The organism is Qipengyuania gaetbuli (assembly GCF_020171365.1).
GTDB classification, from domain to species: domain Bacteria; phylum Pseudomonadota; class Alphaproteobacteria; order Sphingomonadales; family Sphingomonadaceae; genus Qipengyuania; species Qipengyuania gaetbuli_B.
The window spans coordinates 517,215-542,215 of sequence record NZ_JAIUZO010000002.1; the positions used below are offsets into that span (position 1 = coordinate 517,215).

The window sequence follows — 25,001 nt, forward strand, 5'->3', positions numbered from 1 at the left end:
CGAAGCTGCCCAAGTGCGTGAAATCGCGCAAGCTTCACCTTCGCTTTGCGCCGCGCTATCCCCCCGGTCATGCATGAAACAGCCAGCGCCGCGCTCAACCCGTTCGAAATCGCCGCCCTCCTCGTAGTGGCAAGCGCCCTGCTGGGCTGGTTCAACCACCACTTCGTCCGCCTGCCGCACGTCATCGGCCTGACCGTGATGGGGGCGCTTGCTGCCATTGCGCTGATGGTCGCCAACGCCTTCATCCCGGGCATCACGCTCGACGACTGGGTGGCCGATACGCTGCGCCAGCTCAACTTCACCGATACGCTGCTGCAGGGGATGTTGAGCTTCCTGCTGTTCGCCGGTGCGCTTCACGTCGATCTCGACCGGCTGAAGGTGGCGTGGCTGCCGGTACTGCTCCTGTCCACAGTGGGGGTCATTATCTCGACCGTGCTGGTCGGGCTTGCCATGTGGGGCGTTGGGACACTGCTCGCCCTGCCCATCGCGCCGATCTGGTATTTCGTCTTCGGCGCGCTGATTGCCCCCACCGATCCCGTCTCCGTCCTCGGCGTGCTCAAGGAAGAGAACGTCCCACAATCGCTGCAAAGCGCGGTGGCAGGCGAAAGCCTGTTCAACGACGGCGTGGGGATCGTGGTCTTCATCATCCTGCTCGGCGCGGCGGTCACGGGCGCGGATTTCAGCATCGCGGAAGGCGCGCGGCTCTTCGCTATCGAGGCGGGCGGCGGCGTGCTGGTCGGGCTGGTTGCGGGCTATCTCGGATACCGGGCGCTCGCCGGGATGGACGAATACACGCTGGAGGTGCTGATCACGCTCGCCGTCGTCATGGGCAGCTATGCGCTGTGCAGCTATCTCCACATTTCCGGACCGCTGGCGATGGCTGTCGCCGGCCTGCTGATCGGCAACCAGGGCGTTACCTTCGCCATGAGCGACGTGACGCGCGACTATGTGCTCAAGTTCTGGGAACTGGTCGACGAGCTGCTCAACTCCATCCTCTTCCTGCTGATCGGACTGGAGATGATCGTATTGGTCGCGGGCGCCGATGCGGTGGTCTTCGGTCTTGCAGCCATTCCGCTGACGCTGGCGTCGCGCGCGGTCGGCATTTTTGTGTCGACCAAGGCAATCCCGGCAGCCCGCCTGCAGGACAAGGGCGCGGGACGCGTGCTGTGGTGGGGCGGCCTGCGCGGCGGTATTTCGATCGCGCTCGCCCTGTCGTTACCTGCTGGGGAGACGCGCGACCTGATCCTTGCCGCAACCTTTGCCGCCGTTCTTTTCAGCGTGCTGGTCCAGCGCGCAACGCTCGGCCGCCTGATCGAGAAGCTGAAGGCCGACCACGCCCCCGCGGTAGAGGACGCGCCCGCCCCGACCCGCCACTAGAGCCTGGCCATCCAGAACTGCATCGTGTGGACGATCTCGCCCGCGCTGCCAGGCTCCTTCCAGTCGAAGCTGGTGGTGAGGCCTTCCACCTTCTCGTAACCGCGAGCCCGCCAGAACGGGTCGAGTGGCCTGTGGCCGGAAGGTCGGCGGGTATCGTCCTCGCTCCGCACCACTGCGCAAAAGGTCGCGTGGGTTGCGCCATAGGCGCGCGCTGCGGCCTCTCGGCGGTCGAAGAAGGCGTGCCCGATGCCCTTGCCGCGATAGGCAGGCAGCAGCACGCTTTCGCCGAAATAGAACAGGCGGGAGGTATCGTGTCCCAACGCTTCGAACGGGCGGCGGAACTCGGGCTTCTGGCCGCTCATCGGGGAAGCGGTGGCCGCCCCGACGATGCGGTCCCCGTCCATTGCCGCGACGAGGACCGAGCCTTCTTCGGCCGCAAACTCCGCGAGGTATTCGCGTTCATAGGCGGCATCGCCATCGTAATGGTACGGCCACTCTGCGAACACCTCGATCCTCAGATCTGCCAATGCGTCCAGCGCTTCTGCCAGTTCCGCGCGGCCAAGGGTTCGTATCCCGATCGTCATGTCTCGGGGGCTATCGGGGCTGGGGCGTCCCCGCAATTGCTTTCGCGCGCGCGCTTCTGTATGCGCCAAGCGAACGCCCCGGACCAAGCGGACGCACCCGATTCCGCTGCCGGGGCGACGGTTTTTTGAGCGCGAAGGAAATCGCCCATGTCACGTCGCCGCCAGATCTACGAAGGCAAGGCCAAGATCCTCTACGAAGGTCCGGAACCGGGCACGATCATCCAGTATTTCAAGGATGACGCCACCGCCTTCAACGCCCAGAAGAAGGGCACGATCAACGGCAAGGGCGTGATCAACAACCGCATCAGCGAGTATGTCTTCACGCGCCTGTCGCACATCGGCATCCCGACCCACTTCATCCGTCGCCTCAACATGCGCGAACAGCTGGTCCGCCAGGTGGAAATCATTCCGCTCGAAGTGGTGGTGCGCAATGTCGCCGCCGGCTCGCTCAGCCAGCGCCTCGGCATCGAGGAAGGCGAACTGCTGCCGCACACGCTGATCGAATATTGCTACAAGGACGATGGCCTCGGCGACCCCAAGGTTTCCGAAGAGGAAATCGCCTGCTTCAACTGGTGCAGCCATGAAGAGATGCAGGACATGTCGTCGATGGCAATCCGCATCAACGACTTCCTGTGCGGCATGTTCAGCGCGATCGACATCCGCCTGATCGACTTCAAGCTGGAATTCGGCCGCATCTGGGACGGCGATTACAGCCGCGTGATCCTCGCCGACGAAATCAGCCCCGATGGCTGCCGCCTGTGGGACATCAACACCGGCGAGAAGCTCGACAAGGACCGCTTCCGCCGCGACCTTGGCGGCGAGAGCGAAGCCTATCAGGAAGTCGCGCGCCGTCTCGGTCTGCTGCAGAACGACGATGCCGGTCCGGGCGAAGTGCTCGACATGAACGCGCATCGCGGCCGCCTGCGCACGCCGCCGAAACCGGCCAAGAAGTAACCCGCTACACTACGTAGCGCAGCGTCATCCCGCTGGGCCCGATAGCGAAGGCGCAATCGGGCATGTGGTCTCCGTCGACCTGTACGGGGGTCACGCAGCGGTCGAAGGCGATGCGGCGGCAGGACCGGATTTCCGCAATACCAAGCCGCGCGACCGGCAGGCGCAACATGACCGCCAGACTGAGGGCAATCGTCCCGAGCCGCGTCGAGCGGGTAAGCGTGATCAGTTCCACCGAATCCGCGGCCAGAGCCGCTTCCGGACTGACCCTGAACGGGCCGGCATAGAGCGCCGCATGACTGACGATGGCAGCCTCCGCCTCGTATTCGAAGCTTTCCCCACTCACCAATTCGCCGCTGATGGTCATGGTATCGCGCGGCCAGTCGCGCATCTGCTGGGCCAGCGCGACGACATAGGCATAGCGCCCGATGCGTTTCTTCAGCTTGCCGTCTATCCGCGCGACCGCATGGCTGTCGGGCCCGATGGAAAGGCAGGACACGATCGGCATCTCGCCAAGCGTGTAAAGCGGCGAATGGACCCAGCCCTCGCTCCCGCGATCCCATGCCGCGCGCAGTTCGGCGGCAAAGTTCGCGGGCTGGCGCGCATAGCCGAGCTCACGCGCGACGAGGTTGATCGTGCCCGATGGCGCGACGCACAGCGGCACGTCTCCGGCCTTGTCGCCGAGCGCTTGCACCGTGTCGCGCAAGGTCCCGTCGCCGCCATGGACGCAGATCACCTCCGCGCCACCCGATAGCTGGGCTCCCTTTGCAGTCGTCGGCATCGGCGTGACGCTAAAGCCCTCGGCCTCCAGCCCTGCCACGAGTGCATCGAGATGCGCCTGGCTGAAACTGCCCGATACGGGGTTGTAGACGAGGTCGAGAGCGGTCATCTGCGCCCACGTCTAGGGCCGAAGTCGTTGCCGTGCCACGAAAAAGGGCCGGGAAGGTCTCCCCTCCCGGCCCCGTTCTTTTCGTGTGGCGCCGAACCTAGTGTTCGAAGCGCACCGACAGGCCGATCACGCGCGGATCGTTCACGAAGCCGGTGTTGTTGTTGAAGTCGATACCACCCTTCACATTGTCCGCATCGGTGATGTTGCGGGCGAAGAGTGCAACTTCCAGCGTTCCGTCACGCTTGGCGTAACCGATGCGCAGACCGCCTTCGATCTGGTTGTCGGCAACGTATTCGGCGCTGTCGTAGAGGAAGAAGCTGGTTTCGCCCTGGTAGGTCCAGTCGGTGTAGGCGAAGATTTCGCCGACGCTGCCGACCGGCACGGCGTAACGTGCGGTGATGTCGGCAATCCATTCCGGTGCGTTGGGGAACGGGTTGCCGTCCACCAGCGCGCGGTCGGTGCCGCCGATGTTCACGATCGGGTCGAGCACGGTGCACTGGGCGCAGATGCCGACGGCCAGGTTCTCGTCACGGATTTCGGTGTTGTTGTAGCTGGCACCGGCCGTGACGAGGAAGTTCGGCGTGATCTGGAACGCGCTGTCGAGCTCGAAGCCCCAGCCGCGACCGTCCGCCGCATTGACGAGCTGCACGAGGTTGCCGGCACCGCCGACGGCGGAGAACTGCGGGTCCTCGATGTTGTAGAAGTAGGCGGCACCGTTCAGGCGGACGCGGCGGTCGGCCAGTTCGGACTTGAAGCCGACTTCATAGCTCATGATCTTCTCGCTCGTCGCGATCGACGGCGGCGCGAAGAAGGCCACGTCGCGACCCTGGATGGTCGGAGCGCGGAAACCGCTGGCGACGCGGGCGAAGACGCTGGCATCGGTGCTCACGTCGACGAATGCGGCGAGATCCCAGCTGATGCGGTCATCCTGGACCGAACGCGGCTGCGGTGCGGCACCGTCGAGGACGACGAAGTCCTTCTGGTCGTCGGTGTAGCGAAGACCACCGGTCAGCTTGATCGTGTCGGTCACCTGCGAGGAAACCTGGCCGAACACGGCCCAGCTCTCGTTGGTGTGGTTGACGGTCACGGACGGCGGGAAATCGAAGCCGACCGTGGTCACGTCGAAGTCGCTGTCGAAGTAGAAACCGCCGACCTGCCATTCCAGCGCGCCGCCGCCGTTGCTGGCAAGGCGGACTTCCTGGGTGAACTGGTCGAGTTCGATCGAATCGCGCGTATCCGACGGGAACGGGATGAAGCCCGGGCCCATGACCGGCAGGAAGCTGGCACCGAAGCCGCCGTCGATGTCGCCGCGGCTCGAACCTTCGCTCGACGCGAAGCTGGTGATCGAGGTGAAGGTGGCGAAATCGGCTTCGTAGTCGACCTTGCCGGTGATGATCTCGGCCTTGTATTCGGCCTGGTTGCCGCCGCCGGCGTCGAAGAACACGGTGTCGCGGTCGTAATTATCGTTCAGCTCGTTGTTGCCCGGGCCGAGGATGTTGGCGCGGAACAGCGTCGACGTGCCGTCGAGATCGCGGATCGAGTAGCTGCCGAGGATCGACAGGCGGTCGGTCGGGGTGATCAGCAGCTGGGCGCGCGCGGCGATGTCGGCATAGGCGCCGTAGGCGTCCTCTTCACCGGTGAAGCCGTTGTCCACCCAGTCGTCGCGCTGCTGCCACATGCCCGACAGGCGCAGCGAGGCGAGGCCCGGTGCAATCGGAATGGTCAGGCCGCCGTCGATCGAAACCGAACCGAAGCTGCCGACGCTGGCCGAACCGTTGACGGTGAATTCATCGCCCGGCTTGACGGTGTCGATCTTGACGATGCCGGCCGGGGTGTTGCGACCGAATAGCGTGCCCTGCGGGCCGCGCAGGACTTCCACGCGCTCGACGTCGAAGATCGGGAAGCTCTTGAGCGTGACGTTTTCGAGGACGACGTCGTCCATGACGACCGAAACCGGCTGCGAGGCAGCAAGGTCGAAGTCGGTGTTGCCGAGGCCGCGGATGTAGAAGCGCGGGGCTGCACGGCCGTTCGAGCTTTCGACGAACAGGCCCGGGACGCGGCCGGCCAGCGCGGTCACGTCGGCGCCGGCATCGAAGATGGTGCGGGTCGCGTCGGCCGACAGGATGGCAGCCGAAACGGCGACGTCCTGCAGGTTTTCCTCGCGGCGGTTGGCGGTCACGACGATCATGTCGAGCTGGCCGTTGTCGGCTTCTTCGGCACCGGTCACTTCGGTGTCGGAGCTGTCGACGTCCTGGGCCATCGCGGGCTGCGCAAGTGCGAGAGCCAGCGTGCTGGCAGAAAGGAGGCGGAGAGTAAGGGAGCGGTCAATCATGGGGATGATCCTTTTGGCCCGAAGCGTTCCTGCGCGCGGGTTGGTGGGATGGAGTTGGGGAATTGACCCGCGCCCTGTAGCCGAAATGTCGCGCTTTTCGAATCGGAAAGGCACGGAATTGCGCGGTTCCGGAATGATGTTGCAATGCGGTGACAGTCCGTTTTCAGGCTGCCGGAAGGTAACCCGCTGTCCCCGTTCGCCTTTCGCCTGCCGCTTGCCCTTCGCGCGCACTCGCGGCATAGGCGCGCGCAAGCTTCAACCCCAAGCTATCAAAGGCGCCGCCCATGAAAGTCCGTGTCCTCGTCAGCCTCAAGCCCGGCGTGCTCGACCCGCAGGGTCGCGCCGTACACCATGCCCTTGAAGGGCTTGGCTTTTCCGGCGTCGAAGATGCGCGCGTGGGCCGCACGATCGATCTCGACCTGGCCGACGGCACCAGCGACGAAGCGCTGACCGAGATGTGCGAGAAGCTGCTCGCCAACACGGTGATCGAGAATTACCGCATCGAGAAGCTCGGCTGATGGCCTTCCGCGCAGCCGTCATCACCTTTCCCGGTTCCAACTGCGACCGCGACATGGCGGTTGCGATCGAACAGGTTTCGGGCACAGCCCCGCACCGCGTGTGGCACGGTGATGCCCAACTGCCCGACGGGCTGGACTTCATCGCCCTGCCCGGCGGCTTTTCCTATGGCGATTACCTGCGTTCGGGCGCCATGGCGGCGAACAGCCCGATCATGCGCGAAGTTGTCCGCGCGGCCGAGCGCGGCGTGCCGGTCCTGGGCGTATGCAACGGTTTCCAGGTCCTGACCGAGGCCCGGTTGCTGCCGGGCGCACTGATGCGCAACGCCGGCCAGAACTTCATCTGTCGCACTGTCGCACTCAAGGTAGAAAACGCGCAGTCGCTGTTCACCAGCGGCTACGAGGCCGGACAGGAAATCCGCATTCCGGTCGCCCACCACGACGGCAATTACTTTGCCGATGCCGAAACGCTCGACCGGCTCGAAGGCGAAGGCCGCGTGGCGTTCCGCTATGCCGAGGCGTGCAACGGTTCGCAGCGCGATATCGCGGGCGTGCTCAATGCTGCCGGGAACGTGCTGGGCATGATGCCGCACCCCGAACGCGCGATCGATCCGGCCCATGGCGGGACCGACGGGCGCGCCCTGTTCGAAGCGGCAATCCGCTCGCTCGCGACCGCCTGATCAGGCGCTCTTGAGCGCGCCGCGAGCGAATATCTTGCGGGCGTCGGCTGCCGGCATCGGACGGCCGAAGTGGTATCCTTGGATCTTGGTGCAGCCGAGGCGGCGGATGAGGTCCGCCTCTTCCTGGTTCTCCACGCCTTCTGCGGTCGTGGTCATGCCGAGGCTGTCGGCCATCGCCACCACGGCGCGGATGATCGCCAGACTTTCCGGGCTGTCCTGCGCCGCGCCCTGAACGAACATGCGGTCGACCTTGATGGTCGTGAATTCGAGCTTCCTGAGGTAGCCGAGCGAGGAATAACCCGTCCCGAAATCATCGAGTGCGACCGAGCAACCAAGCGCAAGGCACTGTTCCAGCGCCTTCCGCACCACGCCGGCATCGCGCATGAAAATGCTCTCGGTCACCTCGATTTCCAGGCGGTTCGCCGAAAGGCCGCTGTGCGAAAGCGCGCGCACCACCGTGCCTGCGAAATCGGGCTCTAGAAGCTGTTCCGGCGAGACGTTGACGTTCACCTTCACGTGCTCGGGCCAGTTCGTTGCCGCTTCGCGGCAGGCTTCGTTCATCACCCAGGTACCGATGGGCACGATCAGGCGCGTGTCTTCGGCGATCGGAATGAACTTTGCCGGGCTCACGAAGCCGTGGACCTTGCTGTTCCACCTCACGAGCGCTTCGAAGCTGACAACCTCTTCGGTATTGGCATCCACCACGGGCTGGAAATGCAGCATCATCTCGTCGTTCTCGAGCGCGCTGCGCAGCGAGAATTCCAGCTGGCGTTTCTCTTCTGCGGTGGCGTGAAGCGACGGTTCGTATTCGCAGTGGACGCCGCCGCCCTCGTCCTTGGCGCGGTAGAGGGCCAGGTCGGCGTTGCGGATGATTTCCTCCACCTTCGTCCCGTCGCGCGGACCGATTGCCGAACCCACGCTGGCCCCGACGTAAAGGACCTGGTTCTCGATATGGTAAGGTGCCGACAGGGCCGCGATCACGGTCTTTGCGAGCGTGTCGATCCGTTTGCGGTCTGCCGCATCGCGCACCACGATGGCGAATTCATCGCCGCCCAGGCGTCCGCAAACCTCGCCTTCGTCGACCAACGGCTTGAGGCGGCGAGCGACTTCACCGAGCATCTGGTCGCCGACGAGATGCCCCAAGGAATCGTTGACCGCCTTGAACCGGTCGAGATCGATCATCAGGAAGGCACAGCGGCTGCGCCACTTCTGCGCGTATTCCAGAGCCTCTCCCAGCGCCTCGGTGAGCATGAGACGGTTGGGCAGCTGGGTCAGTGTGTCGTAACGCGCAAGGTAAGCGATCTTCTCGCTGCTCTCGTGCTTTTCGGTCACGTCCGAGCCGACGCCGCGGAAGCCGATGAAGGACCCGCTGTCGTTGAGCATGGGGGTGCCTGACAGCTCCCAGTACCGACGCTCACCATTGATGACGGCCTTGACCGTGAGGTTGGAGAAGCTCTCCCGGCGCTTCAACTTCTCGGCCAGTTCGTGAAGGCTGGGCGGAAACTGCCCAGTCTTCCAGCTATCGCCGGAAATGAGTTGCAGGAACGGCTGCCCTTCGATCTCGGAAATCTGCTTGCCGATGGCAAAGGCCAGGCGCGGGCTGACCGAGCGCATCTTTCGGTTCGGGTCGACCTGCCACAGCCAGTCGGCCTCGCCTTCCTCGAATTCGCGCAGGAGCATGGAAACGACTTCGCTCTTTTCCTGCATCGCCAATTCGGACAGGCGTCCGCCGACGCGCATACGCGCCATCTCGAACGTGCCGAGCGAACCCAGGAGCATGGTAAGCGCGATCACCCCGGCCAACAGGAAGGAACTGTGCATCAGGGCGACGATCAGCGGGCCGACCGATGCCGCAGCAAGGAAGGCGATGGTGCTGAGCGGCACGCTGTACCGGCTCGAAGTGCTGCACACCACAAGGAAGCACAGGATAATCCAGATGCTGGAGAGCTGTTCCTGTGCGCCCAGCGCGGCCAGCGCGACAACACCGAGCGACCAGACTGCGCCCTTGTTGGCCGAAGTCATCGCATGAGCGCGCACGTCGTCCTGGTTGAACCGCCGCATTTCTGCGTTGCGCAGGCGCTTGTCGAGGCTGAAGGCATGGACGACCGACAGGCCCAGCGCGCAGCCCCATGCCACGACGAGCAATGGATTGACCGTGGGAATGGCGACGCCCGCAACCAGAGCAAAGGCAAGCGCATGGAGCATCGCACGCACCACGGCGCGCTTGCTGACGAGCGCATACTGGTGGCCGTGAAGGCGCGTCCAGTCGACGCCATCGACGCTCGCCAGGCCAAGCACCTGGCGGGCGGTCAAGGTCTCCGCATCGACAACCGTATTTGAACTCGTCTGGCTCACCCCCGCACGCTTACAAGCGAAAGGTTATGCGCACGTAAACGCTTCTGGCCTTTACGCTTTTTCCTGCTTGCCCGATCGAAGGGCCTGTAACGGCGCCTAGCCATTGAAATTGCGGGCAAACGCGCCGACCCAATCTCAGTGAACCATCGTCCTTACCGGGCCGGAAACCACCGGCCCTGCAGGGTCACTCGACCGTTACCGACTTGGCCAGGTTACGCGGCTGGTCGACATCGGTGCCTTTCACGCAGGCCACGTGATAAGCGAGAAGCTGCACCGGCACGGCATAGACCAGCGGCGCGATCAGCGGGTGGACTTTCGGCATCTCGATGGTCGCCATGCAACCTTCGCTGGCCTGTTCGAGCCCTTCGGCATCCGAAATCAGCACGATCTGCCCGCCGCGCGCGCGCACTTCCTCCATGTTGGAGACGGTCTTTTCGAACAGCGGCCCGGAAGGTGCGAGCACGATCACCGGCACTTCGTTGTCGATCAGCGCGATGGGACCGTGCTTCATCTCGCCGCTGGCATAGCCTTCGGCGTGGATATAGCTGATTTCTTTCAGCTTCAGCGCGCCTTCCAGCGCCAAAGGGAAGTCGGGGCCGCGGCCCAGGTACAGCACGTCGCGCGCAGGCGCGATGAGATGCGCCATGCTGGCAATGTCGTCGTCATGGTCGAGCGCGGCGTTGAGGCAAGCCGGGGCTTCGAGCAGGTGGGCGACCACTTCCTGCTCTTCCTCGCGGCTCATCAGCCCTTTCTTGACCGCCATGTGGGCCGCAAGAGCCGCCAGCACGGCAAGCTGGCAGGTGAACGCCTTGGTCGAGGCAACGCCGATCTCGGGCCCGGCATGGGTGGGGAGGAGCAGGTCCGCCTCGCGCGCCATGGAACTGGTGGGTACATTGACGATGACCCCGATGGTCTGGCCGTTCTGCTTACAATGGCGCAGCGCCGCCAGCGTATCGGCCGTCTCACCGCTCTGGGATATGAACAGCGCCAGGCCGCCTTCCTCGAGGACCGGTTCGCGGTAACGGAACTCGCTCGCTACATCGATGTCGACCGGAACGCGGGCGAACTGTTCGAACCAGTATTTCGCCACCATGCCCGCATAGAAGGACGTGCCGCAGGCAACGATGGTGATGCGGCGCACGCTCGAGAGGTCGAAATCGAACTGCGGCAGCGCAACCGAGTTGTCCGAACGCCGCAGGTAGGAGGCGAGCGTTTGCGCGACCACGGTCGGCTGCTCGAAAATCTCCTTCTGCATGAAGTGGCGGTAATTGCCCTTTTCGACCGCCGCGGCCGATGCGCCCGAAGCGCGCACCTCGCGTTCGACCTCGGTGTTCTCGGCGTCGTAGATCGTCGCGCCTTCGCGCGTGACAACCACCCAGTCGCCTTCCTCGAGGTAGCTGATCTGCTGCGTCAGCGGTGCAAGCGCCAGCGCGTCGGAGCCGAGATAGGTTTCACCCTCGCCGTAACCGACGACCAAGGGCGAACCGAGCCGCGCGCCGATCAGCATGTCGGGATGGTCGCGAAAGGCAATCGCCAGCGAGAATGCACCTCGCAGGCGCGGGAGGACTTCAGCGACGGCTTCCTGCGGCGAGTGGCCTTCCTCCACCAGTTTCGAGATGTGGTGCAGGACGACTTCGGTGTCAGTATCGCTTTCCAGCGTACGCCCGGCCTCCCGCAGTTCGGCGCGCAGTTCCTTGTAATTCTCGATAATCCCGTTGTGGACCAGCGCGACACGATCCGTCGCATGCGGGTGGGCATTCTTGGCCGTGGGCGCGCCATGCGTCGCCCAGCGCGTGTGTGCGATGCCCACATCGCCTGCAGCCGGGTTCGAAGCGAGTTCGGCCACGAGGTTCGCCAGCTTGCCCTCTGCCCGGCGGCGAACAAGAGCGCCGTCATGGACGGTGCAGATCCCGGCGCTGTCGTAACCGCGATATTCCATGCGCTTCAGGCCATCGACCAGCCGCTCCACGACCGGCTGGTTTCCGACGATCCCGATAATTCCGCACATAGATTGCTGCTCCGAAAATAGCGTTTGGGGTCACTTAGCGGTTATTGGCGCGCAATCAATCGCGCGCGATTTTCAGCCAACGCTAATGACAGATTGCTGCTGACTGCAAATCGCAGCTGCGCGCCCGTGTTGCAAAGATGACGAACCGCGCGAGCCGGCACTCGCTTCGGGCCATCCCCGGCGTGACGCCAAGTTTACCGCCTGTTTACCAAACTTCTTCAAGGCTGCTATCGAAGGATGACAGGGGGTATCATGTCGCAGTCCATTGCAGCTACCAGCTTTGCGGTTCCCACAGGCCAGGACCAGCCCGACGTCACCATCGTCATGCCTTGCCTCAACGAAGTGGATTCGCTGCGCCATTGCATCGGCAACGCGCTCAAAGCACTGGCCCGCATGCGGATCGAACTGGACCTTTCCGGCGAGATCGTGATCGCCGACAACGGGTCGACCGACGGCAGCCAGGCGCTTGCGACGGAGCTTGGCGCGCGCGTCGTGCCGGTCGCGGAGAAAGGTTACGGCGCTGCCCTGATCGGCGGGTGCCGGGGCGCCTGGGGTCGCTACATCGTGATGGGCGATTGCGACGGCAGCTACAATTTCACCGAAGGCGTCGCCATGGTGGCCGAGCTCGAGAAGGGTGCGGACGTGTGCATGGGCAACCGCTTTCGCGGCGGAATCGCACCTGGCGCCATGCCGTGGAAGAACCGCCACATCGGTAACCCTGCGCTTACCGGCATCCTCAACCTGTTCTTCCGCACCGGCATGGGCGATGCGCATTGCGGGCTGCGAGCGCTAACGAAAGATGCGTTCGATCGCCTCAAGCTGACCGGCAGCGGCATGGAATTCGCCAGCGAGATGGTCATCAAAGCATCACTGCTGGACCTTCGCATGGTCGAGGTCGCGGCGACGCTCAGCCCCGACCTTCGCGACCGCGAACCGCACCTTCGCCCGTGGCGCGACGGATGGCGTCACTTGCGCTATCTCTTCATGCTCAGCCCGACATGGGTCTTCGGAGTCCCTGGCCTTGCCGCTCTCGGCATGGGGATGACGATCCTCTTCACCGCCGCCCTCCACGCCCTAGGGCTCCTGTCGTGGGTGCCGTTTGGCGAAAGTTTCATCGCCGTGGGCGCGATGCTGACCCTGGTCGGCCATATCGCGACGATCATGGCGGTTGCCGCACATCTCCACGGGGTGCGCCAAGGGTATCGCAGGCCGCGACGCTGGCTTGAAGGCAATCGCTTCGCCACACTGGAAACATGTGCCATCGGCGGTATCTCAATGATCCTCGCCTCGCTCGTCGCGCTGGTGGCGGTGGGCTTCTATTGGGAAGCGTCGAGCTTTTCCGCCCTGCCCTCGATCCTGCCGGTGACGCTTGCCGGCCTGCTCGGTGCTCTGGGCCTGCAGACCCTTTTCGCAGGGTTCTTGCTGGCGGTGCTCGGCGGCAATGAGGCGCAGTTCTATCCGGCCCAACCGGAGGAGTAGGGCGCACCCGCCATGACCGCCAGACTCGACTTCATCTATATCGGTACGCCAAAAGCGGGCTCGACCTGGATGTTCGAGGCGCTGCGGCATCATCCCGACGTGCAGCTTTTCCCGTCGAAGGCGTCGAAATTCTTCGAGACGGACGAGCCCGGCCCGATCGCGGATTACGAGGCCCAGCTCGCAAGCTTCGAGGGGACGGGCAAGATCGGCGAAATTTCGCACGATGCCTATCTCTATCCCCACAATGCCGAGCTACTGCGCCAGCATTTCCCCGATGTAAAAATCATCATCTGCCTGCGCGAACCGGGCGATTTCGCCCGCTCGCTCGTGCTGTGGCTGCGCGCCCACACGCGCGATTACGGCGACACGGCACAGCAGATGATGGACCACCCCAAGCTACGCAGCTGGATGAACTACGCAGAAGGCCTTGCCCCGTTCTTCGAGGCCTTCCCGCGCGAGCAGATCAAGGTCCTCTTCTTCGAGGACTTCAAGGCCGATCCTGCGCAATTCTACCGCCATATCTGCACCCATATCGGCGTCAGCCACGAATGGGTACCGCAGTCGCTGACCGAAGTGGTCAACCCGGCCCGCGCGCCCCGTTTCGCGCTGTTCACCGAGACCGTCTACAAGGTCGGCGTCGTGACACGGGCACTTGGCCTTGGCGGACTGGTCGAGGCAGCCAAGCGCTGGAAGCTGCTCGAAGCGCTGCTCTACGCACCCAGCAAGTCGGTCGACATCGGCCAGCACGAAGTCGCCCGCAGCGAGCGCGAGCGGGCGGCCGGCTGGCTCAACAAGCTTGAACAGCTCATCGACACCCGCGTGCCGGTCCGCTGGCGGGACAAGGTGACGCCGTGAACAACAGCCGCCGCAACCTGCTGGCAGCACTCTCGCTGGCTTTTGCCGCGGCGCTCCTTGTCGCGCTGTTCCGTTTCTCTGGACTTGCGCCTGCAGACCTTGTCGCGGCCCTGGGCGCCACCCCGGCAAGCGTGATTGCGGCGGTACTGGCCCTTACGCTGGCCAACCAGCTGGTGAGCGTTGCACGATGGCGCGTGCTCGACCGGTTCCTCGGGAGGAGCCCGACCATCGTGCCTTGGGGCCTCGCCACACGGGCGACGCTGCGCGGCGCGCTGGCGGGCCAGGTCCTTCCGCTCCAATTCTCGATGCCGCTTGCCCGCTGGGCCAGCGTGAGAAACGGACAAGCGGTCAACGCCACGCTCTACGAGCAATTGCTCGACCTCATCCTTCTGGTTTGCGCCGGCGCGGCGGCAATACTGCTGTTCGCGTGGGGGACCGGCATGGCTGCGTCGCTGGCCCTGTTCTGCGCCGCCGTATTCGGTTCCGTCGCCATCATGCCGTGGACGCTGCGCATTCTTGGCGCTGTCGTTGAAACGCTCCCCAGCTCCGCTTTGATAGAACGCGCAGGACGGGCGCTTGCACGCGCGGCGAGTTTGCCCGCCCGCACGCTGTTCCTGCTCGGTTGGCTCTCTGCCCTACGGCTGGCCGTGCTGAGCCTGCGGACCGTCCTGGTAGTTGCAGCCTTCGCAGGCGGTATCGATGCAGCGCTGGTTGCAATCGGATATCCTGCAGTGGGCCTCGCGATGGGGTTGCCGTTCCTTCCCGCCGGCATGGGTGTGGCTGACTGGTCGTTGGCCGCGCTGGTGGTATTTGCAGGCGGGACTGCAGCAGCCGCAGCGACGGCCGCCCTCGCCTTGCGTGCCCTGACTTTTGCGTCGCTGGCGATACTCGTCGCGCTGTTCGAATTGGCAGCGTTGATCGAAAGCGATCGTCCGGCTGATAGCGCCGCGCCCCAGTTCGGCCGCCCCTAGGCTTTCGCTTTCGCCACCAGCAGCAAATTGCTGGGCCATCCGGCGAGACTGACGCTCTTCACATTCCAGACAAACCTTGCAGCAATGCCCGCCTCGGCCGCGGCCTTGCCCATGTCTCCCGCCGACATGAGATTGAGGTTCGCCTCCTGTGCGAAGAACTCCCGGCCCGTCCGCTCCATGAGCGAGCGGAACAGCGGCCTTGGCAGCCAGTGGACCAGCGGCAGGACCGTGTGGAATTCGACCGGGAACCAGCGGTTCGGCGTGGTCAGGAAAAAGCCCTTGCGCGCAACGCGGGCGCACTCTGCAATCATCCTCGCTTGCGATCCGGCAGCGCCGACATGCTCGATCACGGCCGAACTGTGGACGTAGTCGAAGGAAGCGTCACCGAACGGCAGGTCTAGCGCATTGGCCTCCACGAATTTCATGCCGGGAAATTCGTCCTCCAGGAACGATGCGTCGTCCAGCCCTGCCGCAGTCACCCTCGCCTTGTGGGGATACCATTTCTCGAAATAGTTCGAACTCGGATAGCTTCGCTCGGCAGTGACGCCGATGTCGAGGATAGTATCGGCTTCGTCCGGCTGCATCTCTTCCACGAAGCGAGCGAACATGTTGCGCCGCTGGTACCCGGCGAGCCGCACGGGGAAGCTACCCGCGGCAGCGACGTTGTATTGTTCGTTTGGGTTCTTCGACATCAGTCTTCCGCCTGGTCCGTGCCCTCGGGGGCGCAGGCATTCTGCGCATTATCGCCATCGCCCCGATAGCCGATCGAAGGCAGGCCTGCAGCCTCCGCATCCGCGCTTCCGAATGTTGCCACGCGGAAGCGCGAACAGAGGTCTGCCACTTGTGCGTCGGTCAAGGCAGCGTGCGCCATCCTGACCGGACCGGGCCGGTCTTCAGGCAGATTGCGCACCAGGTCGTCCGCAAACAGGTGGTCAGGGGCATCGACGATAACCACCTCTGCATCCACTTTGGCAATCGCGCGATCCGCCTGCTGCCAAGGCTGTGCGAAATCGTGCGCCTGCACGTAACGATAGGGTATCAGGGCAAGCGCAATCAGCGCGGCCGCTGCAAAGCTCGCCCGGGTAGCGCGCGATTCCGACATACGCAGCCGCGACCAGCCGAGCGCCGCCAGCAATATGACGTTGCCGAGTACATGATGCAGGTAGCGATAGCCCCAGCCATGCCCCTGATAGGGAATGACCACGGCCATGAAGGCAAGCGTCGCCAGCGCGCTCAGCAGACAGCCGCGCCAAAAACCCTTTAGCTTCCAAGCCACCGGCACGGCCAGCGCGAACAGGGGCAGGAGCAGCGGGTTCTGCCACAGTTGGAACCGGAGCAGGTTCAAGCCCATGGTCCCGATCGCGGTCAAATCATTGCGGGTAAGGAGTACTATGACCTTCTCCGTCAATGACGGGTTGGAAGCACTGCCAGCGACGGGAGGCACTGAACCGACAAGCTTGTAGGCAATGCTGTTCCAAGAAACCCAAAAGGCGACCGCCACGAGCACGATCACCCCTTGGCCCACGGCAACACCGCGCCGTCCGGACAGGAAAAGCTCAAGAATGAAAAAGGCCGCGAAGACGGGGAAGAAGGCGAACTGGTGTAAGCCCACGGCGAGAAAGGCGACCAGGCCGGCGGCGATTTGTACCGCAGGGCCCTTGCGGAAGACCAGTGCCAACCAGGCAAGGTTGACGAAGAGATGTGCCGACATGGCGAAGCTCGTCATGCCGGTAATGACCCATTGGGCCGAGGTTGCCGCCAGCACCGGGCAGATAATGGGCGCGGTCTTGGCCTCGGGCAGGTGCTGGCGCACGACCTGCACCAGCAGGGCGGCCGCACCCGCTGCGAATAGTGGGCTCGCCAGTGGACCGAGCAGTCCCTGGAACAGCGCATTCACGGGAAGATAGGTCGAGGCCCAATACAGCCCGTCTCCGCTGATCCGCGCGAAGATCGGGTGCATGGCCCCCGCATAGTCGCGCAAGTCCGCCGGGATCTCGGCCATCGCCCTGCCCGATGCCAGTGCATAGCCATCGGCCCGCGCCCAGTATTCGTCCATGGAGAGCGGATAGGATCCGAGAATTCCGAGCGCCCCGAGAAGTGCGAGCGTGAAGATGAACAGGACCGGTGCCCAGACAGGCAAGAGCTTCATCCTGCCGAATAGTGTATCCATGCCGGCCACCAAGCCGTTGGGCACCCGCGCCACCCTTACGATGAGGAACAGCGCCGTGACCATCGCAAGCACAGGGAAATCCTGCGAACGGAAGAACGTGACAGGCAGGTACTGGAATTCGCCCAGCGCGACATTGGTGAAGGCGAGCCCTGCAAAAAGCAGCAGCAAGGCGGCGTAGATCGTGCCAGCGCGCGAAATATCCGCCGTGCGGCCCATCGCCATTTTTCCCCTTACGCCCCGAAACTGCACGGATTCCTAGGGATTCCGGCAATGCCCCGCAAGCCGATTATCGGGCATCGCAAGGGCCCGAAATTAGGAAAAAATCAAGGTTTCCAAATTATTCACCAAGCATGCAAAGGCGTGATTTGCCACTTTTCCGGCAGGTTGCGCACGTCACTTCGACTATGAGCCGCGGGGGTTTGGCATGAGTGCATTCGGACGCAAGAACGGGCCGGCAGCTATGGGTTCCGGCGCACGTCCGCAGTTCGGCGTCGCGCGTCCCATGCGCGGCGGCGCGCCTGCTCCGTCGGGGGACGACAAGATCGAAGGCGGCGAACAGTTTCCGCCGCTGCCGGAAGACGCCCCTGCCCCCGGCGCGGGCGGCAAGGGTTCGAACAGCGACGCGATGGCCCGCCTTTCGGAACGCATGAATGCGGACCATTCAGGTAATAGCGAAGTCGGCGGTTTCGAAGCGAGCGTCCACAAGATCAAGGAACAGGTGCTTCCGCGCCTGCTCGAGCGCGTCGACCCGGAAGCAGCCGCGACCCTGTCCAAGGACGAGCTGTCGGAGGAATTCCGCCCGATCATCATGGAAGTGCTGGCCGAACTGAAGGTCACGCTCAATCGCCGCGAACAGTTCGCGCTCGAGAAGGTGCTGGTCGACGAATTGCTCGGCTTCGGTCCGCTCGAAGAACTGCTGAACGATCCGGACGTGTCCGATATCATGGTCAACGGCCCCGACCAAACCTACATCGAAAAGAAGGGCAAGCTCGTGCTCGCCCCGATCCGTTTCCGCGACGAGGGTCACCTGTTCCAGATCGCCCAGCGCATCGTGAACCAGGTTGGCCGCCGCGTCGACCAGACCACGCCGCTCGCCGACGCCCGTCTCAAGGACGGCAGCCGTGTGAACGTCATCGTCCCGCCGCTTTCGCTGCGCGGCACCGCCATCTCGATCCGTAAGTTCTCCGAGAAACCGATTACCATCGACATGCTCAAGGACTTCGGTTCGATGAGCGAGAAGATGGCAACCGCACTCAAGATTGCCGGCGCCTGCCGCATGAACATCGTCATTTCGGGCGGTACGGGTTCGGGTAAGACGACCATGCTCAACGCCCTGTCGAAAATGATTGATCCGGGCGAGCGCGTTCTCACCATCGAGGACGCGGCCGAACTTCGCCTGCAGCAGCCGCACTGGCTGCCGCTGGAAACGCGTCCGCCGAACCTTGAAGGCCAGGGCGCCATTACCATCGGCGACCTCGTGAAGAACGCCCTGCGTATGCGTCCTGACCGCATCATCCTGGGCGAAATCCGCGGCGCGGAATGTTTCGACCTCCTCGCCGCCATGAACACCGGCCACGACGGTTCGATGTGTACGCTTCACGCCAACAGCCCGCGCGAATGCCTCGGCCGTATGGAAAACATGATCCTGATGGGCGACATCAAGATCCCGAAGGAAGCCATTTCGCGCCAGATCGCGGAATCCGTCGACCTGATCGTGCAGGTGAAGCGCCTTCGCGACGGTTCGCGCCGCACCACCAACATCACCGAGGTGATCGGGATGGAAGGCGACGTGATCGTGACGCAGGAGCTGTTCAAGTTCGAGTACCTGGACGAAAGCGAGGACGGCAAGATCCTCGGCGAGTTCCGCAGCTCGGGCCTGCGCCCTTACACGCTTGAAAAGGCGCGCCAGTTCGGCTTCGACCAGGCCTATCTGGAAGCCTGCCTCTAAACCAGCGGGCCTATCCCCGGATCACTCCGGGGATGGATACCACCAGCAGCGCCCCGCCCAGCACGGCGAAGGTCAGGAACAGCCCGGTCCACGGCATCCAGCCGACCCGGTCGATGCTGGTGCGTTTCATGCGCCTGCGCTCCATCGCCAGCGCGGCCAGCGCAACGACCAGCGAGGCAGCGCCCCAAAGCGCGACGATTTCGGCTTCGCTTGCGAAGGTCAGGAAAGCTTTCATGGCGCGCATATGGGCGCGGTTCACCGCCTAGCCAAGGCGCTTGGTGGGAACCCGTTTGCCCAGTAGGGGTTTTGTTACCATTGCGCGGCCAACATGCCCTCGGGAAGGATGACACTATGATCAAGAAACTGCTTCTGGCTTTCGGCATCACCGCGATGTCGCTCACGGCATCGGCCTGCAACACTGTGCGCGGCGTCGGTGCGGACCTCGAATCGGCTGCAAACGCCGTCGATGACGAAACCTGATTTCTCGCTCTGAAAGAGCAAATGGAGGCCCGCCAGATGGCGGGCCTTTTTATTGCCTGCGGTAGACAAGCGTCAGGTTGTTGGCCGGCATTTCGTGACGTGCGGTCCGTTGCAGACCGTTCGACCGGGCCAATGCATCAAGCGCCTCGACTTCTCTCAGGCCCCAGGCGGGATTGCGCGCCTTGAGATCGGCATCGAAGGCGAGGTTCGACGGGGCGGTTTCGACACCTTCCTCGACGAATGGGCCGTAGAGGATGAGCGGCTGTTCCTTCGAAAGCAGCCGCCCTGCCCCCGCAAACAGACCTTCGGTTGCCGCGTAGGGGCTGATGTGGACCATGTTGACGCACAGGATGCAGTCGGCAACCGCAAGGGGCCAATGGGAAACCGTGGCATCAATTGCGATCGCCGGGCGAATGTTTCCCGCCCTCGCTTCACGCGACCATGCGTCGATCGAGGCGAGCGCATCGGTGTCGACATCGCTGGGCTGCCATTCGAGCGCAGGAAAGCGCCGCGCCATGAACACGGCATGCTCGCCCGAGCCGCTGGCGATTTCCAGCACCACGCCGGCTTGCGGCAGTTCGCGCGCGAGCACATCGGCGAGCGGTGCCGAATTGCGCGCGGCGGCAGGCGCGTGGCGTTTCAGTTGACCTGCCGCTCGCGCCCTTCCCAATAGGGCGCGCGCAAATCCTTGCGCAGGATCTTGCCGCTGGCATTGCGCGGCATCACCTCGATCACATCGACGCTCTTGGGGACCTTGAACCCGGCCAGCCGCTCGCGCGTCCAGGCGATGATATCCTGCGGGTCGACCTCGGTACCGGGCTTGGGAACCACGCAGGCTTTCACCGCCTCGCCCCAGGTATCGTCAGGCACGCCGATCACTGCGACCTCGCCCACGCTGGGATGGCCATAGATCGCGCTTTCGACCTGAGCGGGATAGACGTTCTCGCCGCCGGAAATGATCATGTCCTTGATGCGGTCCTGGATGAAGACATAGCCGTCCTCGTCCATGTAGGCGGCATCGCCGGTATGCATCCAGCCGTCCTTGAGCGAACCAGCGGTTGCATCGGGCAGGTTCCAGTAACCGGCCATGTTCGACGGGCTCTTGCACACCAGTTCGCCCACTTCGCCGCGCGGCAGTTCCTGCCCGTCCTCGCCGATGACCCTGAGTTCGACCCCGGCCACGGCCTTGCCCGCCGATTTCATCCGCTGGTTGCCTTCGAGGACGTGGTCCTCGGGCGGCAGCGCGGCGATGGTGCCGGTCGTCTCGGTCATGCCGTAGCATTGCAGGAAACCCGCTTCGGGAATCGTCCTCACCGCTTCGCGCAGCAAGTCGAGCGGGATCGGTGCAGCCCCGTAGAGGACGTATTTGATCGCCGACATGTCGGTGTCTTTTGCGCGCGGGTGCTGCACCACCATCTGCAGTGCGGCGGGCACGATGAACAGGCGCGTGATGCCCTGCTCGAATGCATCGAGCACGCCGTCGGGCGTGAACTCGGCCTGCACGATCGAGCGGATGCCCGCCCCCATCGCCATGATGCCGAGGCCCGTCCCGCCGATATGCGCGCAAGGCATGCACACGAGGATCGCCTCGTCCTCGTCGAAATGCGACCAGGGCTGGCCTTCCTCCTGGCTCGGCACCCGCAGGGAGAAGAGGTTTCGGTTTGTCAGCACCGCGCCCTTCGGATTTCCGGTCGTGCCGGACGTGTAAAGCTGGAGGACTGCGTCGTCCGGACCGGCCGGTGCGAAATCGGCTGCAGGCGCGCCTGCGATTTCGGCAAGGGCCGCTTCCTGTCCAATGACTTCGGGCGGATTGTCGAGCGAGGCGCAGGCCTTTTGCGCAAGCTCTTCGAAGCCCGTTCCGAGGAACAGTATCTTCGCGCCCGTATCGCTGATGATATAGGCGATCTCGGGTCCGGCGAGGCGCCAGCCGATCGGGACCATGACCACGCCGACGCGCGCTGCGGCATAGAACAATTCGAAATAGTGCTTGTCGTTCTTGCCGAGCCAGGCAACGCGGTCTCCCCGCCCGACACCGTGCTGCGCCAGCATCGCGACGATCTGGCGGGTACGCGTTTCAAGGTCGCGGAAACTTATCGTCTGCTCGCCCTGCTCCAGGACGATGTTGTCAGGACGCTCCTGCGCCCAGTGACGGATGAACTGGTCGAAGGTCAGCTTCGGTTGCTCTGCCGATTCCTGCATGGGCCTCTCTCTCCTCTGCGCGCATCATGCCACGAGAGGAGACGAGAGCAAGCGCGCTATTGCCAGCGGCCGAGCGCGCGGGCGCGTTTTTCGCGCAGCAGCAGCCACACGACAAGGCCAAGGGGGCCGGCAAGGAAAGTCGCCAGCAGCACCGGTGCCTGCACGATGCGCGAAAATCCCTTCGCGTCAGCATCGCGGGCGATCCACAGGCCGACGAAGAGATCGAAGGCGAGATAGTGGATCCAGCCGATCGTCACGCCCGCATCGCTGGCGAAGATTGTGCGCACGCCTTCGATGCTTCCGAAATCCATCCCGCCCTCGCCAGCAGGTACAAGACCGGAAAGCACCCCGACAAGCAGCAGGGCATAGGCAGCGCAGAGCAGGCCGACGCCCAGGTACATTATCGCCGCCAGCAAGGCAGGCCAGCGCGGCAGCAGTATCAGTGCGAGCCACATCACCAGCGCAAGGCCGTTGGCGATACCGAAAACCGTGTCCCACATGCCTATTCGTCCACGAGTTGCGGCAGGCGTTTCGCTGCCCGGATAATGCCGTCATTGTCGTGCACGAAGCGCCCGCGTGCGGCGCTCTTGGCCAGGGCCAGCGCAGCCTGCGCGACAGTTTCGGCGTGGATCGCGCGATACTGGCGGTACTTGCCGTGCATCAGCATGTTGGCGAGCGGCGCTGCCGCAATGCCCAGCCGTTCCCCGACACGCCGGTCGTTCTCGCGCTTGCCGCGCAGCAGGCCCGGCCGCAGGATATCGAGACGAGGGAAGCGGATCTTGGTCAGCTCGCGCTCTGTCTCGCCTTTCACGCGCAGGTAGAAAGTCTTGGACAGCGGATCCGCCCCTGCCGAGCTGACAGCAACGAAACGCTCGACCCCGTGCTCCTTCGCAGCGCGGGCGGTCGCGAGGACGAGATCATGGTCGACCGCACGGAATGCGGCCTCGTCCTGCCCGGCCTTCTTCCAAGTGGTCCCCAATGCGCAAATGACGGCCTTGGGTCGCATGGCTTCGAGCACTTCGCCCCATTTTTCCGGCTCCGCGACGAACAGCTCCATGCGGATGCCCCGGGGCAATTGCGCTTCCCGACGGGCGATGGCGGACAGGCGCACGTCCTCGCGGCCGATGCATTCCTCCATCACCTTGCCGCCGATCAGCCCGGTCGCGCCGATGAGGCAGATACGCGTCGCGCCGTCAGACATTGGACAGCCCCTGCGGCGCGCGGCCGTAGATGCGGGTGCACTGGTCGATGGCAAAGCGGTCGGTCATGCCGGCGATGAAATCGGCGATGTGACGGCTCTTGCCGGGTTCGCCTTCCGGCAAGCGATCGAGCCAATCGTCGGGCATGGTCGTCGGATCCTGCTGGTAGGCGACGAACAGCCGCGCGATGACATCGCGGGCACGCTCTGCCGTCTGGATCTGCTCGGGATGGTAGTAGAGCCGCTGGTACATGAATTTCTTCAGCGCGCGTTCCTCGTTCGCCATGCCGGGCGAGAAACCGGCCAGCTGCTTTCCGGCTTCGCGCACCTGCCCGGCGCTGTCGAGGCCCTTAACGGCCTTGCGCGTCTGTTCGAGCACGTCGTTGACCATCAGCCCGATCTGGCTGCGAACCAGTTCGCGCAGCTGGTGCTCGCGCGAGGCGCCGGGATGCTGCCGCTCGACCCGCCGGAACTGGTCGGCGAGGAAATCGACCTCCATCAGGTCGTCGAGCGAAAGGAAGCCCGCCCTCAGACCGTCGTCGATATCGTGATTGTCATAGGCGATATCGTCGGCAACCGCTGCCACCTGCGCCTCGAGCGAGGGCCACTGGCCGAGTTCCAGCGGGAAGGCCTTGTCGATATCCGCAAGCGCCCAATTGGCCGCGCCGACCGGGCCATTGTGCTTCGCCATGCCCTCCAGCGTTTCCCAGGTCAGGTTGAGGCCGGGATGGTCGGGGTAATTGCATTCCAGCCGCGCCAGCGTGCGGATGCCGTGTGCATTGTGGTCATAGCCGCCTGCATGGGTCATCGCCTCTTCCAGCGCCTTTTCGCCGGCGTGCCCGAAGGGCGGATGACCTATGTCGTGGGCAAGGCACAGCGCCTCGGTCAGGTCTTCGTCCAGCCCCAGCTCGCGGGCGATGACCCGGCCGATCTGGGCGACTTCGATGCTGTGCGTCATGCGTGTGCGGTAGTGATCGCCGTCCGGAGCGACGAAGACCTGCGTCTTCGAGCGCAGGCGGCGGAAGGCGATCGAATGGACGATCCGGTCGCGGTCGCGCTGGAATTCGCTGCGCGGACCGCGCGCACCGTCTCGGTTCTCGGGAAATTCGCGCCCGCGCGAGGCGGCGGGATCGGCGGCGTAAGGGGCTCTCTGCATCGAGCCGCTGGCTTAGGTCAGGCGATTCGCCGCGACAACGTGAACGAAATGGGAACCCTGCCGCTTATCGGCGAAAACCACCGCTTCGGGCTGCCAGGGCCCGGCCTTCCCTACTCTCCGACGAGAATCCAGTCGGCGGCGGTGCGGCAGTGAATGTCGGTGGAATCGAAGACCGGCAGCACGTTCGCGTCGGTATCGACCACCAGCTCAAGCTCGGTACAGGCGAGAACGATGGCCTTCGCGCCTTCCTTGTCCTTGTTGGTGATGACGGTCTTGAGTGCACGTTCGGCAGAGCGCGTGACGCGGCCGAGCATCAGCTCCTTGTAGATGATGCCGTCCACCAGCTCGACATCGCCGGGATCGGGCGGAAGCAGGTCGACACCGTAGGATACCAGCCGCTGGCGGTAGAAGCCCTCGGTCATGATGAAGCGCGTGCCGAGCAGCGCCGCATTGTCGCAGCCTGCCGCGCGCATCGCCTCGCCCACGCTGTCGGCGATGTGCAGGATGGGGATCGAGATGCCTTCCGCCACCCGGTCATAGACCTTGTGCATGGTGTTGGCGGCGATCACGAGGCCTTCGGCACCGGCGCTTTCCAGCCGGCGTGCGCTATCGACCAGCAGCGCTGCGATCCGGTCCCAGTCGTCCGCCTGCTTCGCCTCGGCAATGAGCGAATAGTCGAGGCTTTCGATCAGCATCGGCGCACTGGACATGGGATGCCCCTTGCGCTGGATTTCGCGGTTGATGCGTTCGTAATAGGCGCGGGTAGAGATCCAGCTCATCCCCCCGATTAGACCCAGCTTGCGCAAGTGCGCTCCCTTCCTGTTACCCTGTCGCGCCCTTGCGGGCAGTCCCTC

Annotated in this window: 23 protein-coding genes; 9 read left to right on the top strand and 14 right to left on the bottom strand. The window is 64.1% G+C overall.

Annotated elements, in window-relative coordinates; genetic code table 11:
• Nucleotides 1-69 precede the first annotated feature (69 nt).
• Nucleotides 70-1,377, top strand: a complete 1,308-nt coding sequence (locus LCL94_RS03065; protein WP_224830934.1) for a cation:proton antiporter — start codon at nt 70-72, stop codon at nt 1,375-1,377.
• On the opposite strand, the gene LCL94_RS03070 is transcribed toward LCL94_RS03065, so the two are convergent.
• A complete protein-coding gene (locus tag LCL94_RS03070; protein ID WP_224830935.1) occupies nt 1,374-1,961 on the bottom strand; it encodes a GNAT family N-acetyltransferase in 588 nt (195 codons plus the stop codon). The two genes, LCL94_RS03065 and LCL94_RS03070, sit on opposite strands and share 4 nt — an antisense overlap.
• Before the next feature lie 147 nt (nt 1,962-2,108).
• Between LCL94_RS03070 and purC the strand changes: the two genes are divergently transcribed.
• On the top strand, nt 2,109-2,915 hold the full coding sequence (gene purC, locus LCL94_RS03075) for a phosphoribosylaminoimidazolesuccinocarboxamide synthase (protein ID WP_160607729.1): 807 nt from the start codon (nt 2,109-2,111) through the stop codon (nt 2,913-2,915).
• Between the two features lie 4 nt (nt 2,916-2,919).
• On the opposite strand, the gene LCL94_RS03080 is transcribed toward purC, so the two are convergent.
• Both LCL94_RS03080 and LCL94_RS03085 read right to left on the bottom strand, forming a co-directional pair.
• Complete coding sequence (locus LCL94_RS03080) at nt 2,920-3,801, bottom strand: diacylglycerol/lipid kinase family protein (protein ID WP_224830936.1); 882 nt, start codon at nt 3,799-3,801, stop codon at nt 2,920-2,922.
• 97 nt (nt 3,802-3,898) lie between these two features.
• Entirely contained in the window at nt 3,899-6,133 is a 2,235-nt protein-coding gene (locus LCL94_RS03085; RefSeq protein WP_224830937.1) for a TonB-dependent receptor, read from the bottom strand.
• A gap of 284 nt (nt 6,134-6,417) precedes the next feature.
• Here LCL94_RS03085 and purS point away from each other — a divergent pair, with 284 nt between their 5' ends.
• Both purS and purQ read left to right on the top strand, forming a co-directional pair.
• Complete coding sequence (purS, locus tag LCL94_RS03090) at nt 6,418-6,651, top strand: phosphoribosylformylglycinamidine synthase subunit PurS (protein ID WP_224830938.1); 234 nt, start codon at nt 6,418-6,420, stop codon at nt 6,649-6,651.
• Complete coding sequence (gene purQ / locus LCL94_RS03095) at nt 6,651-7,328, top strand: phosphoribosylformylglycinamidine synthase subunit PurQ (protein ID WP_224830939.1); 678 nt, start codon at nt 6,651-6,653, stop codon at nt 7,326-7,328. Before purS ends, purQ begins: the two co-directional genes overlap by 1 nt.
• On the opposite strand, the gene LCL94_RS03100 is transcribed toward purQ, so the two are convergent.
• Entirely contained in the window at nt 7,329-9,641 is a 2,313-nt protein-coding gene (locus tag LCL94_RS03100) for a putative bifunctional diguanylate cyclase/phosphodiesterase (RefSeq protein WP_224830940.1), read from the bottom strand. It abuts the gene before it with no gap.
• 226 nt (nt 9,642-9,867) lie between these two features.
• Nucleotides 9,868-11,691, bottom strand: coding sequence for a glutamine--fructose-6-phosphate transaminase (isomerizing) (gene glmS / locus LCL94_RS03105; RefSeq protein WP_224830941.1), 1,824 nt, complete (start codon nt 11,689-11,691; stop codon nt 9,868-9,870).
• A gap of 252 nt (nt 11,692-11,943) precedes the next feature.
• On the opposite strand from glmS, the gene LCL94_RS03110 reads away from it, so the two are divergent.
• The 3 genes from LCL94_RS03110 to LCL94_RS03120 are packed head-to-tail and all read left to right on the top strand — an operon-like array spanning nt 11,944 to nt 14,996.
• Nucleotides 11,944-13,170, top strand: coding sequence for a glycosyltransferase family 2 protein (locus tag LCL94_RS03110; RefSeq protein ID WP_224830942.1), 1,227 nt, complete (start codon nt 11,944-11,946; stop codon nt 13,168-13,170).
• A 12-nt stretch (nt 13,171-13,182) separates the two neighbouring features.
• Nucleotides 13,183-14,025 carry a sulfotransferase family protein gene (locus LCL94_RS03115; protein WP_224830943.1) on the top strand — a complete coding sequence of 281 codons (843 nt, stop codon included), beginning with the start codon at nt 13,183-13,185 and terminating at the stop codon, nt 14,023-14,025.
• On the top strand, nt 14,022-14,996 hold the full coding sequence (locus LCL94_RS03120) for a lysylphosphatidylglycerol synthase domain-containing protein (RefSeq protein ID WP_224830944.1): 975 nt from the start codon (nt 14,022-14,024) through the stop codon (nt 14,994-14,996). Before LCL94_RS03115 ends, LCL94_RS03120 begins: the two co-directional genes overlap by 4 nt.
• Here LCL94_RS03120 and LCL94_RS03125 read toward each other — a convergent pair.
• Nucleotides 14,993-15,688: a class I SAM-dependent methyltransferase gene (locus LCL94_RS03125; RefSeq protein WP_224830945.1), complete on the bottom strand. Its 696-nt coding sequence runs from the start codon at nt 15,686-15,688 to the stop codon at nt 14,993-14,995. The genes LCL94_RS03120 and LCL94_RS03125 overlap by 4 nt on opposite strands.
• Nucleotides 15,688-17,388, bottom strand: coding sequence for a hypothetical protein (locus tag LCL94_RS03130; RefSeq protein WP_224830946.1), 1,701 nt, complete (start codon nt 17,386-17,388; stop codon nt 15,688-15,690). The genes LCL94_RS03125 and LCL94_RS03130 overlap by 1 nt, the downstream gene beginning before the upstream one ends.
• Nucleotides 17,389-17,590: 202 nt before the next feature.
• Between LCL94_RS03130 and LCL94_RS03135 the strand changes: the two genes are divergently transcribed.
• A complete protein-coding gene (locus LCL94_RS03135; protein WP_224830947.1) occupies nt 17,591-19,114 on the top strand; it encodes a CpaF family protein in 1,524 nt (507 codons plus the stop codon).
• A 10-nt stretch (nt 19,115-19,124) separates the two neighbouring features.
• Here LCL94_RS03135 and LCL94_RS03140 read toward each other — a convergent pair whose 3' ends face one another.
• Nucleotides 19,125-19,349, bottom strand: coding sequence for a hypothetical protein (locus LCL94_RS03140; protein WP_224830948.1), 225 nt, complete (start codon nt 19,347-19,349; stop codon nt 19,125-19,127).
• Nucleotides 19,350-19,465: 116 nt separating this feature from the next.
• Between LCL94_RS03140 and LCL94_RS13405 the strand changes: the two genes are divergently transcribed.
• Complete coding sequence (locus tag LCL94_RS13405; protein ID WP_263611753.1) at nt 19,466-19,594, top strand: hypothetical protein; 129 nt, start codon at nt 19,466-19,468, stop codon at nt 19,592-19,594.
• Nucleotides 19,595-19,643: 49 nt separating this feature from the next.
• On the opposite strand, the gene LCL94_RS03145 is transcribed toward LCL94_RS13405, so the two are convergent.
• The 6 genes from LCL94_RS03145 to LCL94_RS03170 all read right to left on the bottom strand — a co-directional run bounded on the left by LCL94_RS03145 (nt 19,644) and on the right by LCL94_RS03170 (nt 24,953).
• Nucleotides 19,644-20,264, bottom strand: a complete 621-nt coding sequence (locus tag LCL94_RS03145) for a DUF938 domain-containing protein (RefSeq protein WP_224830949.1) — start codon at nt 20,262-20,264, stop codon at nt 19,644-19,646.
• Complete coding sequence (locus LCL94_RS03150) at nt 20,234-21,793, bottom strand: fatty acid--CoA ligase (protein WP_224830950.1); 1,560 nt, start codon at nt 21,791-21,793, stop codon at nt 20,234-20,236. Before LCL94_RS03150 ends, LCL94_RS03145 begins: the two co-directional genes overlap by 31 nt.
• 56 nt (nt 21,794-21,849) lie before the next feature.
• A complete protein-coding gene (locus LCL94_RS03155) occupies nt 21,850-22,293 on the bottom strand; it encodes an ABA4-like family protein (protein WP_224830951.1) in 444 nt (147 codons plus the stop codon).
• A gap of 2 nt (nt 22,294-22,295) precedes the next feature.
• The gene (locus tag LCL94_RS03160) at nt 22,296-22,994 is read right to left on the bottom strand and encodes an NAD(P)H-binding protein (RefSeq protein WP_224830952.1); all 699 of its coding nucleotides are present in this window, start codon (nt 22,992-22,994) and stop codon (nt 22,296-22,298) included.
• Nucleotides 22,987-24,147: a deoxyguanosinetriphosphate triphosphohydrolase gene (locus LCL94_RS03165; protein WP_224830953.1), complete on the bottom strand. Its 1,161-nt coding sequence runs from the start codon at nt 24,145-24,147 to the stop codon at nt 22,987-22,989. The genes LCL94_RS03160 and LCL94_RS03165 overlap by 8 nt, the downstream gene beginning before the upstream one ends.
• A 110-nt stretch (nt 24,148-24,257) precedes the next feature.
• Nucleotides 24,258-24,953 carry an aspartate/glutamate racemase family protein gene (locus LCL94_RS03170; RefSeq protein ID WP_224830954.1) on the bottom strand — a complete coding sequence of 232 codons (696 nt, stop codon included), beginning with the start codon at nt 24,951-24,953 and terminating at the stop codon, nt 24,258-24,260.
• Nucleotides 24,954-25,001: the final 48 nt, after the last annotated feature.